A 12394-nucleotide genomic window follows, 5' to 3' on the forward strand; every position below is an offset into this window, starting at 1 on the left:
TCTTAAAATTGATTAAAAATCTTTAGTGAGTATTAAGAATAATTACTTTTAGACTAGCTTTGAACTTTACCCTACAACAATGCTAGACAATATAGAAATTAATCCTCTTCTAGAGCGATTACCGCCGCACTTGAAACAGTTTATAAAGCCACAAAACTATGAGCTTTATACCTTTCAAGATCAAGCAGTATGGCGTCATGTCATGAGAAAAAATGTTGATTTTTTAAGTAAAGTAGCACATGGATCTTATCTAGATGGATTAAAGAAAACTGGTATTTCTATAGATAACATACCATCTATGTACGGTATGAATCGTATTCTTAAAGAAATAGGCTGGGCTGCTGTGGCTGTAGATGGTTTTATTCCACCAGCGGCATTTATGGAGTTTCAAGCATATAAAATATTAGTGATCGCGGCTGATATCAGAAAACTAGATAACATTGAATACACTCCAGCGCCAGATATTATTCATGAAGCGGCTGGTCATGCTCCTATTATTGCAAGTCCAGATTATGCTGAATATTTGAGACGTTTTGGCGAGATAGGTAGTAAGGCGATCTCTAGCGCACACGATCATGAGATGTATGAGGCTGTACGTAAAATCTCAATTCTTAAAGAAACACGTAGCGATAAACAAAATCCAGCATTAGACAAAGAAATTGCCGCTGCCGAGGCTGATATAGAACGCCTTCAAAATAAAAAAGTAGAACCTAGTGAAATGTCTTTAATAAGAAATCTACACTGGTGGACTGTTGAATATGGTCTAGTAGGGACTTTAGAAAACCCTAAACTATATGGCGCTGGTCTATTGTCTAGCCTAGGTGAAAGTAAAAGCTGTCTAGAAGCTGAGGTAGAGAAAAGACCGTACACCATTGAGGCTGCTTACCAAGATTTTGATATCACACGCAAACAACCACACCTATATGTAACGCCTAATTTTGCACATTTAAGTGAAGTACTAGAAGAGTTTGCAAACACGATGGCAGTGCGTAAAGGTGGACATCGAGGATTACAAAAATTAATTAATTCAAAGTCCTTAGGAACTATAGAAATAAGTACTGGATTACAAGTTAGTGGTGTTTTCACTCGCATGATTACTAATGACGATAATGAGGTAGTATTCTTTGAAACAACTGGTGAAAGCGCTCTAGCTTATCGTGAAAAAGAACTGATAGGTCATGGTCGTAACACTCACAAAAATGGCTTTTTAAGTCCGCTAGGGAAACTTAAAGGAATCAACCTTGCCATAGAAGATATGGGACCTCGCGACTTACAGGCATATAATTTTTATGATAACGAGCGTATTGAATTTACCTATGAAAGCGGTATTAAAGTAGAAGGATTAAACGTGACGGGACAACGTAATATTAATGGAAAATTAATGTTGATACAGTTTATAGATTGCACGGTAACTTATAAAGATGAGATTCTATTCTCACCAGAGGATGGAATGCTCAACCTCGCGGTAGGTAAAGAAATTGTAAGTGCTTATGCTGGTCCTGCGGACTATTATAGCTTTGAACTCGTATTTCATGAAAGTGACACTAAAACGATAAAACCAGTATATTCAAAGCGTGAAATAGCGATACAAGGATTGTATGAGAAAGTACGCAATTATAGAGAAGAAGATAAGATTAATAAACCTTTACTTGAGAAATTAAAGACACAAATTCAAAATGATTATCCTGAACAGTGGTTACTTATTGAGGAAATTGATGAGTTGATAGGCTAATTAAAAACGGTCGATTGGTATTTGAGCATTGACTACCGTGCCATTACCTATGGTACTCGTTAATTCTAAAACACCATTTAGCTTTTGAGTAACTTTCCTTAAAGTTTGAATTCCATCACCATTTGGAACAAGGTTACGATCGTAGCCCATTCCATTATCATGTGTGATTAGATTTAAGTTTCCATCTTCAATGGAAGCGATATTGAAAATATAATTTGCATTTGAATAAAGGGCTGCATTATGTAGCCCTTCATTAATTATAGTCAATATCGATAATGTTTCTCGTGGCTCAAAGCTTAACAATTCCTTATCAGGAAAATTCATTTTAAAAGTAGAATTACTTTCCAGAGCAGATTTGTAATAATTTTGAATTTGCTTAGTTGCAACTTCAACGTCTTTTAAGGTAAAAAGGTTCTTGCTAGCCGCAAATTGATAAGTTAATGCAACGGCATCTTCTTTAATTTTAGTTTTTTCTGACACTTTTAATTGCAATTCTTTAGTGATTTCATCACGCTGATGTTGTAGCCTTGAAAGTTCGCCATTTTTATTTATTAGAGAATTATTATATTGTTTTCTATCCAATTCAGATAAAAAATATATAACCATAAGACCTACTAAAATACCAACGCTGACTAATCCCAAAATTTCTTCCATATTTCTAAAGTAAGAATAAAAGTTGTACTAAGTAAAATAGCATTTACTAAAACAATTTAAAAAAAGTATTTACTACTTTGCAGGTAAGTAATTCAAAAAGAAACGTCTCAAGAAAGAAAATATGTTCGGCCTATTCAAAAATAAAAAGAAAGAAATCATTAAAAAATACCTAGAAGAAGGTGCACAATTATTAGATGTACGCACCTCTTCAGAGTTTAATGGTAGTCATATAGAAGGATCTAAGAACATACCCGTTCAAGTTATCGATCAAAAAATGAAAAGTCTTGATAAAGAAAAGCCTATCATTGTTTATTGTGCGATGGGTGGACGTAGTAATGTAGCGGCTAGCAAATTAAAAGCTAATGGTTTTAAAGTGGTTAACGCTGGTGGTATAGGATCTATGAGAAAACATTTAAAACCGTGATACTTTAGTTATATATTCTTCCTACTTTTAAATCATGAAATTAGATTACCATAGCATAAAGGATAACGGAAGGCTGACTATTACCAGTTTTCAATGTGGACCATCATTACAACTTTTACAAGAAAAAGGACTTTATAAAATTGTATGGTGTACTGAAGGCGAAGAAACATTAGTAGTTGATGGATATGATGTGATTCTTAAAAAAAATCAGGTCCTATTTTGTACACCAGTTAATATCGTAGATATTCCTAAGGATAACTATGGCCTAATTGCATTTGTTTTCAATAGAGAATTCTATTGCATACAACACAACGATCCCGAAGTCTCTTGCATGGGACTTCTTTTCTATGGATCATCTAATGCACCTATTATCAACTTATCAGTAAAAGAACAAGCCAGCTTTAACGCTATGCTAGTTCTCTTTCAAGAAGAGTTTGAAACCAGAGATCATATTCAAGGTGAGATGTTGCGCACATTATTAAAAAGAATGTTGATCACCTCTACTCGATTAATTAAACAAGATAGTAATCAAGCAAGCCTTTCAGTTAAACAAGTAGACTTAATTAGAAAGTTTAATATACTCGTGGAGCAGCATTATAAAGATAAACACCAAGTAGCTGATTATGCAGACTTGCTATTTAAATCTCCTAAGACTCTATCAAATTTTTTTAAGAAACACGATGTAAAATCGCCATTAAAAATTATTAATGAACGTATCACTGCGGAGGCGAAAAGACTTTTACTCTACTCAGACAAAAGTGCTGAAGAAATAGCTTATGAATTGGGTTACAAAGAGCCTAGTCATTTCTCAAAATTTTTTAAAACACAGGTAGGTACATCACCACTATCGTTTAGAAAAGAGCATCAATTCATTTCATAGAATTAAAAAAACAGGGCTGTTTATAATAAAACAGACCTGTTTCAACCAACCAACTATGAAAAACTAATTTTTTAACTTAATAAACATTAAGCCTTTAATGGTGCCACAGCAGGAAAATCTACAGGCACTTGTGTTGTATTATGTAGATAATTTGAAATAGTTTTATCACCTACTAACACAATAGTATCAACTAAATTTTCTTGAGTATAACCAGCTGCTAAAAAAGCATCAACTACAGCCTGATCTGCTTTACCTCTATTTTCTGTGATGTTTTTTGCAAGACCTGCTAGCGCATTATAACTAGATTGAAAAGTTGCCTTACCTGCTCTCAATTCTAATATTTGCTCTTCAGTAAAGCCATTCATTTGAGCAATTGCAGTATGTGCAGCAAGACAGTAAGAACAGCCATTAACCTCACTTACAGCAAGATTTACAACTTCTTTCTCTTTATTATTTAAAGAGGTTTTAGATCCAGCAAAAGAAAGATAATTATTCAATGCATTATTTGATAATGCATAGGTTGCATATAAATTAGGAACAAAACCTAATTGCTTTTCTAGGTTATCAAAGATTCCTTGATTCACTTCGTTTACTTCACTTCTTTGTGGTACATTAAATGTTGCCATGATATAATATTATTTTAATTATTGTTATTTTCTTATCCCTTAGGACACTACAAAGATGCGATGGTGATTAGGTTCAAAATGTATTAGCTTTTCCCGTCTACTATTCTATTATTCCCGATACAATAATTTACTAATGGTGTAGTATCTTTATAGGAAAATTTCCTACCATGAATAAGTTGTATTATATCCTATTGACACTTGTTGTTCTCGCTTTCGCGAAAGCGGAATCTCAACAGTTACCAGAACCACCAGAAGAGCAGAAATTCTATGAATCACAGGAGTTTAGACTCTTGGGACCATTCCGTGGTGGACGTAGTGCTGCGGTTACAGGAGTACCTGGAAAACCTAATTTATTCTATTTTGGTAGTACAGGTGGTGGCGTGTGGAAAACTGTAGATGGTGGACGTACCTGGAGCAATATTTCTGATGGATTTTTTGGTGGATCTATCGGTGCTGTAAGTGTTGCACCTAGTGATCACAATGTGATATATGTAGGTGGTGGCGAGAAAACGGTGCGTGGTAATGTATCTAGTGGCTATGGAATATGGAAGACAGAAGATGCTGGTAAAACATGGACAGAAGCTGGATTACCTAAAAGCCGTCATGTCCCTAGAATCGTTATCGATCCCAACGACCACAATACCGTCTATGCCGCTGTATTAGGTAACATCTATAAACCTACTTCAGATCGTGGCGTTTATAAAAGTACTGATGGCGGTAAAACATGGAGTAAAAAACTATTTACTAATGATCTTGCTGGCGCGGTAGATTTAATCATAGATCCTAGTAACCCACGTGTGTTGTATGCAAGCACATGGCGATTACAACGTACACCATACAGTCTATCTAGTGGTGGCGATGGCAGTGCTTTATGGAAAAGTAACGATTATGGAGAAACATGGAAAGAGATCTCAAAAAATGAAGGTTTTGCAAAAGGAATTTTAGGTATTATGGGAATTACCGTTTCACCTGTAGATTCTGACAGACTATATGCTATTGTAGAAAATAAAGATCAAGGTGGATTGTACCGTAGTGATGACGCTGGTTTAACTTGGAAAAAAACTAATGATGACCGCAGTTTAAGACAACGTGCGTGGTATTATACACGTATATATGCAGACACAAAAGATGTCGATAAAGTTTATGTTGTTAATGTCAACTATCATAAAAGTACAGATGGTGGTAAAAACTTTTCTAGCGCAAGAGCACCACATGGTGATCATCACGATCTATGGATCGCACCAGAAGATTCTGACCGTATGATTATGGGAGATGATGGTGGCGCACAAATCACTTATGATGGTGGCGAGACCTGGAGCACTTATCACAACCAGCCTACCGCACAATATTACCGTGTGACTACAGATAATTCATTTCCATATAGAATTTATGTAGCACAACAAGATAATGGTACGATAAGAATACCTCATCGTACGACTGGACGTAGCATTACAGAAAATGATTGGGAAGGAACAGCTGGTGGCGAGAGTGCACATATTGCGGTAGACCCTAAAGATAATGATATTGTATACGGTGGTAGTTATGGCGGTTATCTAACTCGTTATAATCACAAGACTAAATCACAACGTGCGATTAATGTATGGCCAGACAACCCAATGGGACATGGTGCCGAAGGAATGAAATACCGTTTTCAATGGAATTTCCCTATTCTATTTTCTCAACATGAGCCTAATAAATTATATGCATTTTCAAACAATGTGCATGTAACCACAAACGAAGGTCAGAGCTGGGAAACCATTTCACCAGATTTGACTAGAAACGATCCTACAAAACTAGTTTCTAGTGGTGGACCGATTACACAAGACAACACCAGTGTAGAGTATTACTGTACCATTTTTGCCGCGGCAGAATCGCCTTTAAAAGCTGGCGAGCTTTGGGTAGGAAGTGACGATGGACTTGTGCACCTTTCTAAAGATGGTGGTAAAAACTGGAGCAATGTTACTCCTAAAGGTTTGCCAGAATGGGCACAAATCAATAGCATCGAGCCTAGTCGTTATGATGCGGCAACATGTTACTTCGCTGCAACTCGTTACAAATTGGGTGATTTTGCCCCTTATTTATATAAGACTACCGATTATGGAAAGTCATGGAAAAAAATAACCGATGGCATCCCATCAGAACATTTTTCTAGAGTGGTAAGAGAAGACGATCAAGTAAAGGGCATGTTGTATGCCGGTACAGAAACTGGACTGTATATCTCTACTAATGATGGAAAAACATGGAAATCTTTCCAGATGAATTTACCTATCGTACCTATTACAGACCTTGCTGTAAAGGATAATAATTTAGTCATCGCAACCCAAGGAAGAAGTTTATGGATACATGATGATCTAGGATTAGTGAGAGAGGCTTTTTCTAGTTCGCTTTTGCGAAAGCAAGACGTAAACAAACTTTTCAAACCTAAAACAGCTTACCGTATGGCAGGAAATGGTCGTGCAGGTTCACTTACTGCAGGAGCAAATCATCCGGCAGGAGTACAAGTACATTTTTATATTCCGACGTTGAAAGAAAAAGACAGTGTATCACTTTCTTTTTATGACTCTAAAAACGAATTGATTAAATCCTATGCTACCTATGATAAGAAGAATAAATTAAAAGTAAAACAAGGTGCTAATTCCTTTAACTGGGATACAGTTTATGACGGTGCAGAAAAATTACCAGGCATGATTCTATGGTGGGCAAATATGTCTGGCCCTAAAGCCGTACCTGGATCGTATAAAGTAGAATTATCAATAAACGGCGAGCAGCAATCTCAACCTATTACTATTATCTCTTCGCCTAATAGCGAGGCTAGTGATGCAGACATGCTGGCACAATTTAATTATGTAAATGAAGTAAATGCTACCGTCGACAAAGCTCATAAATCTATTAAAAATATACGTGCATTTAATAAAAAACTAAGTGCTTTTGAAACGTTATATGGAGATAGAGAAGAACAAGGTATTAAGGAAATGATTGCTCTGTCCCAAGAGATGAAAAAGAAATTTAGCGAGGTAGAAAAAGCGCTTTATCAAACTAAAAACCGCAGTGGTCAAGACCCTTTAAATTTCCCTATTAAATTAACTAATAAACTGGCTCACTTGAATAGTCTGGCACAAATAGGTGACTTTGCCCCTACCTCACAAAGTATAGAAGTTAAAGATGAATTAACTACTGAGATAGAAAAGCAACTGGCTATTTTTGACCAAGTTTTACAATCAGATATTAAAAAATTTAATGATCAATTTAATGCCTTGAATTTAGATTACTTAGTGATTGAAAAGGAAGATTAATTATGGAAGAGTTGAGTGGATACTGGGAAGGTTATTTTATCTATGGCTTAGGGTTTGACCTTCCTTTTTTTGGTGAAAAAGTTAAACTGTTTGCTCAAATGGAATTTAAAGATGGCATCATTACCGGACATCAAACTGAAGAAAAAGGTCCATTTTCAACTGGTAAAACAGTTAACTTTAATGGGTTCTGGGAAGAGGATTTAGTATCATTTACAGTTCAGTATACTAACAATCACGTTATATTAGAGGATGGTTTTAGCACTGAAGAAATAGGTCAGGTTTTTGAGATAACTTATAATGGCACGTTTAATCCAAAGAAGAAAGCCATCAATGGATTATGGTTTATGGAGAACGTGTTAGACTCACATATCGATCTAGAAATACCACCAGCAGAAGGTTTATGGATGTTGAAAAAAGCTAAAAAGCCCATAAGTGATTTTGATTATTCCTTATTAGGTTTACAATAACAATCTTGATTTAACGATAATTTTCAAAAGCTGATGGTTGTCATATTTTAAGGTTCAATAGGAGATTAATTTTGGCATCGTTAAACCAATTAACCTATTTATAATGAAAACCATTTTAATTCCTATTGATTTCTCAAAGACCAGTCATAAAGCCCTAGAAGTAGGTGCTACAATTGCAAAACGTATTAAAGCAAAACTGGTATTAATACATATGGCAGGCCTAGAAGAAGGGCTTAATGAAAAAAATAACAGTTTTGAACAAGCTATTTTCTACAGTAAGTATATAGGTGGCAAATTTGAAGAACTAATAAAAGAACCATATTTAAAAGATGTTCTGGTAGAACCTATATTGCAAAAACATTTAGATTTTGAAGGGATTAATGAATTAGCAAAAGAAATCAACGCATCATTAATCGTTATGGGTTCTCATGGTAGTAAAGGTCTGACTGAAATCATTAAAGGTAGTAATACAGAAAAAGTAGTACGCCATTCAGAAACGCCAGTTCTAGTTGTGAAAAATAATGAAATTAATTTTGCTCCAGAGCGACTATTATATGTGAGCGATTTTAATATAGAGACTATTAAAGCATATCATAGAATGGTAGAAATTGCTACTATGTTTAATGCGCGTATCGAGTTCTTATATGTTAATCTGCCAGGTAAACAATTTAGAAGCACCAATGAGATGGATGAAACGTTACTCAACTTTTTTAAGGAAGTTAAACATCCAGATCCTGTAAAAGCTATCAATACTGTAAATCGCTATGCAGATTATAGCGTTGAACAAGGCGTGATGAACTTTGCTTCTCTATCAGGCACAGATATTATTGCGATTCCTACACATGGTCGTACTGGAATCTCGCATTTATTACAAGGCAGCATCAGTGAAGACATAGCTAATCATGCGGTGATGCCAGTTTTAACAGTTAAAATGTAGCGATACGCTTCCGCGAAAGCGTATTTCATACATACCATAAATTCTTTAAGATTTTGTCTGTTTTACGACTACCATTATATGGAACTTAACATTATTACTCCAGCCGAAGCTGTAAAAAATATTTCATCTGGTCAACGTCTGTTTTTTCAAGGAGCAGCCATGACGCCTAATCTTTTAATAGATGCTTTATGCCAGCGCTATAAAGAATTAAAAGATGTAGAAATCATTCAAGTACATACTGAAGGTAATGCACTATACACACAACTACCCTATCGAGACAGTTTCAATATCAATAGCTGCTTTGTAGGCGGTAATGTACGTGGAGCTGTAAATGGTGGAAATGGAGATTATATTCCGATTTTCTTAAGCGAGATCCACTTACTGTTTAGAAAAAGTATTCTACCCATAGACGTTGCTTTTATTCAAGTATCGCCACCAGATGTTCATGGTTATTGCTCTTTAGGAACATCAGTAGACATTACTTTACCTGCTGTTCAAACTGCAAAAACGGTCATCGCACAAATTAATCCTAACGTGCCACGAACCCATGGTGATGGTATTATTCATATAAGAGATATAGACTTTGCTGTTGAAGGAGAACGTAGTTTAAGTATCTCTAATACTGCTATTATTTCTGATATAGAGGCTCGTATAGGAGCAAACGTTGCTAATCTAATTGAAGATGGAGCTACCCTGCAAATGGGAATAGGAAATATCCCAAATGCTGTATTAAATAATCTAAGCAACCACAAAAGATTAGGTATTCATACTGAAATGTTTTCTGATGGGATTTTACCACTGGTAGAGAATGCTGTAATCACGGGTGAAGAAAAAGAAGTGAAAACAGGGAAAATAGTAACTTGTTTTGCAGTAGGATCTCAAAAGCTATATGATTTTGTAAATGACAATCCGCTAGTTCATTTTAAAGAGGCTGCTTATACTAATGACACTGCGATAATAAGACGTAACCCAAAAGTGACTGCCATTAACAGTGCCATTGAAATTGATCTTACAGGGCAGGTTTGTGCTGACACGATAGGTAACAGACAATATAGTGGTGTAGGCGGACAAATGGACTTTATAAGAGGCGCCTCTTTATCGCGAGGTGGCAAACCTATTTTTGCAATGACTGCGGCAACTGCTAAAGGTATTTCTAAAATAACACCATACTTAAAACAAGGTGCTGGTGTCACCACAACGAGAGCCCACGTCCATTATGTAGTTACAGAATATGGCGTTGCTGATCTCTTTGGTAAAAACCTAAAACAACGAGCAAAGGCTTTAATTGAAATTGCACACCCCAATTTTAGAGAAGAATTAAATCGTGAAGCCTTTGAACGATTCGGAAGTAGTTTTCTTAAACAAGGCTAAATAGTCTTGTTTTTGTACTGAATTTATGACACTCAATTAGGAATCTATGTAACCTATGTTACACATAAGAGAGGCTGCAATAACTAGCTTTGGAATAAAAAGATGTTTAAGAGATCTATCATACACAGTATCCTTTTTCTGAAGTGTCCACAATGTAGACAAGGAGAGTTTCTTGAAGCAAGTCCTTATAATTTCTCTAAAATGAATAAGGTTAAAGAACGCTGTCCTAAATGTGAATTAAAGTACAGCATAGAACCCAGTTTTTATACAGGTTCCATGTATGTTTCTTATGCCGTAGGAATAGCATTTGCCGTAGCGACTTATGTTTTATTACTTATTTTTGATTACGCAAGTAACCCATTGACTATATTTATATCAATAGTTGCTGTACTAGCAGTAAGCTTTCCATACATAGGTGCTGTTTCTAAGTCTATATGGGCACACTTTTTTTTCAAGTATAATAAGTCAATCGCTAAGAAAGTAAGAAATGATTCAAGAACTTAAAGAATACTATGGTTCGCAATTTGAGCTAGCCCTTATAGAAGATATTAATAGAGTAGCTACCTTTATGGAAGTACCTGCTGGCCAAGATTTGATTAAACCAGGTCAATATATTAAATCTATGCCATTGCTACTTTCTGGTAGTATTAAAATAATGCGACCAGATGCAGACGGAGATGAATTACTACTTTACCATCTTGAACGTGGTAACACTTGTGCCATGACTATGACTTGTTGTGTAGGAAATACTAAGAGCGAAATTCATGCTGTTACAGAAACACCTGTAAAACTACTAATGATACCTGTTGCTAAAATGGAAGAATGGTCTTCTAAATATAAGACTTGGCGCAATTTTGTCTTCACCAGTTATCATACACGCATGATGGAATTACTAGAAAGTGTGGATAATATTGCTTTTAATAATATGGATGAACGTTTAGAAAACTATCTGAATGATAAAATCAAAATATTAAATAGCAAACATATCTATACAACCCATAAAGAAATAGCAGCAGATTTACACACAAGTAGAGTAGTTATTTCTAGACTACTCAAAAAAATGGAAAACATCAATAAAATTAAACTTCACCGCAGCTTTATTGAAGTCATGTAACAAGTGTTACAAACTTGCTTTAATGCTCCTTCTATATTTGAGTTCTTTAAATATATAGCATGGAAGCAATAGAAATAATAGGTTATATAGGAGCTCTCTTAATAGGTCTAGTACTAGGACTTATAGGTGGTGGTGGTTCTATTCTTACAGTACCTATATTAGTCTACGCATTAACTTTAAATCCTGTACTAGCCACTGCATATTCTTTATTTGTTGTGGGAACAACATCTTTAGTAGGTGCCATTAAGAATATGATGAAAGGAATGGTAGACTTTAAAACAGCTATCATATTTGCCATTCCTGCTTTTATAGCAGTATATCTTACCAGAGCATATTTAATTCCAGCCATTCCAGATGAATTATTTACCATAGGTACAATAGTCGTCACTAAAAATCTGGCGATTATGTTATTCTTTGCCATAATAATGTTATTAGCGTCCATTTCTATGATACGTAATAACCGCAAAGAAAGTGATGAAGAAAGTGTGATCACATACAATTATCCACTGATAATTGTAGAAGGTTTAGTAGTTGGTACTATAACCGGAATTGTAGGTGCTGGTGGCGGATTTTTAATCATTCCAGCATTAGTACTTCTCGCAAAACTACCTATGAAAAAAGCAGTCGCCACTTCCCTATTTATAATAGCGATTAAATCGTTAATAGGATTTTTAGGCGATGTGAAAAATCTTGAAATAGATTGGGCATTTTTATTACCCTTTACAGCACTTTCTATAATTGGAATCTTCCTAGGCATCTGGCTTAACAAGTTTATTGATGGTAAAAAATTAAAAAAAGCTTTTGGATGGTTTGTCTTAGTTATGGGAATATATATCATTTACAAAGAGCTAGTTATGTGACAAATGTTACCGTTTTAATTGATAAGAGCTTATAAT

The 12394-nt window shown here is 35.2% G+C and carries 12 protein-coding genes; 10 read left to right on the forward strand and 2 right to left on the reverse strand.

Annotated features, from left to right (window positions below; genetic code table 11):
• Positions 1-79: 79 nt before the first annotated feature.
• Positions 80-1732, forward strand: a complete 1653-nt coding sequence (locus BST92_RS02595) for an aromatic amino acid hydroxylase (RefSeq protein ID WP_105070049.1) — start codon at positions 80-82, stop codon at positions 1730-1732.
• Here BST92_RS02595 and BST92_RS02600 read toward each other — a convergent pair whose 3' ends face one another.
• Positions 1733-2386: a sensor histidine kinase gene (locus BST92_RS02600; RefSeq protein ID WP_105070050.1), complete on the reverse strand. Its 654-nt coding sequence runs from the start codon at positions 2384-2386 to the stop codon at positions 1733-1735. It lies immediately after the preceding gene.
• 121 nt (positions 2387-2507) lie between these two features.
• Here BST92_RS02600 and BST92_RS02605 point away from each other — a divergent pair, with 121 nt between their 5' ends.
• Positions 2508-2810 carry a rhodanese-like domain-containing protein gene (locus tag BST92_RS02605; RefSeq protein ID WP_105070051.1) on the forward strand — a complete coding sequence of 101 codons (303 nt, stop codon included), beginning with the start codon at positions 2508-2510 and terminating at the stop codon, positions 2808-2810.
• Between the two features lie 34 nt (positions 2811-2844).
• Entirely contained in the window at positions 2845-3690 is an 846-nt protein-coding gene (locus BST92_RS02610) for a helix-turn-helix domain-containing protein (RefSeq protein ID WP_105070052.1), read from the forward strand.
• 86 nt (positions 3691-3776) lie between these two features.
• On the opposite strand, the gene BST92_RS02615 is transcribed toward BST92_RS02610, so the two are convergent.
• Entirely contained in the window at positions 3777-4316 is a 540-nt protein-coding gene (locus tag BST92_RS02615; RefSeq protein ID WP_105070053.1) for a carboxymuconolactone decarboxylase family protein, read from the reverse strand.
• A 167-nt stretch (positions 4317-4483) separates the two neighbouring features.
• Here BST92_RS02615 and BST92_RS02620 point away from each other — a divergent pair, with 167 nt between their 5' ends.
• From BST92_RS02620 to BST92_RS02650, 7 genes are all read left to right on the forward strand, one after another.
• Positions 4484-7609 (forward strand): WD40/YVTN/BNR-like repeat-containing protein, encoded by a 3126-nt coding sequence (locus BST92_RS02620; protein WP_105070054.1) that lies wholly within the window; start codon positions 4484-4486, stop codon positions 7607-7609.
• 2 nt (positions 7610-7611) lie between these two features.
• A complete protein-coding gene (locus tag BST92_RS02625; RefSeq protein ID WP_105070055.1) occupies positions 7612-8076 on the forward strand; it encodes a hypothetical protein in 465 nt (154 codons plus the stop codon).
• Positions 8077-8179: 103 nt separating this feature from the next.
• Positions 8180-9013 carry a universal stress protein gene (locus BST92_RS02630; protein ID WP_105070056.1) on the forward strand — a complete coding sequence of 278 codons (834 nt, stop codon included), beginning with the start codon at positions 8180-8182 and terminating at the stop codon, positions 9011-9013.
• 78 nt (positions 9014-9091) lie between these two features.
• A complete protein-coding gene (locus BST92_RS02635; RefSeq protein ID WP_105070057.1) occupies positions 9092-10384 on the forward strand; it encodes an acetyl-CoA hydrolase/transferase family protein in 1293 nt (430 codons plus the stop codon).
• 201 nt (positions 10385-10585) lie between these two features.
• Entirely contained in the window at positions 10586-10888 is a 303-nt protein-coding gene (locus BST92_RS02640) for a DUF983 domain-containing protein (RefSeq protein WP_245910847.1), read from the forward strand.
• Positions 10872-11498, forward strand: coding sequence for a Crp/Fnr family transcriptional regulator (locus BST92_RS02645; RefSeq protein ID WP_105070059.1), 627 nt, complete (start codon positions 10872-10874; stop codon positions 11496-11498). Before BST92_RS02640 ends, BST92_RS02645 begins: the two co-directional genes overlap by 17 nt.
• Before the next feature lie 59 nt (positions 11499-11557).
• Positions 11558-12358, forward strand: a complete 801-nt coding sequence (locus BST92_RS02650; RefSeq protein ID WP_105070060.1) for a sulfite exporter TauE/SafE family protein — start codon at positions 11558-11560, stop codon at positions 12356-12358.
• Positions 12359-12394 lie beyond the last annotated feature (36 nt).

The sequence above is a fragment of the Nonlabens arenilitoris genome (assembly GCF_002954765.1).
GTDB lineage: Bacteria > Bacteroidota > Bacteroidia > Flavobacteriales > Flavobacteriaceae > Nonlabens > Nonlabens arenilitoris.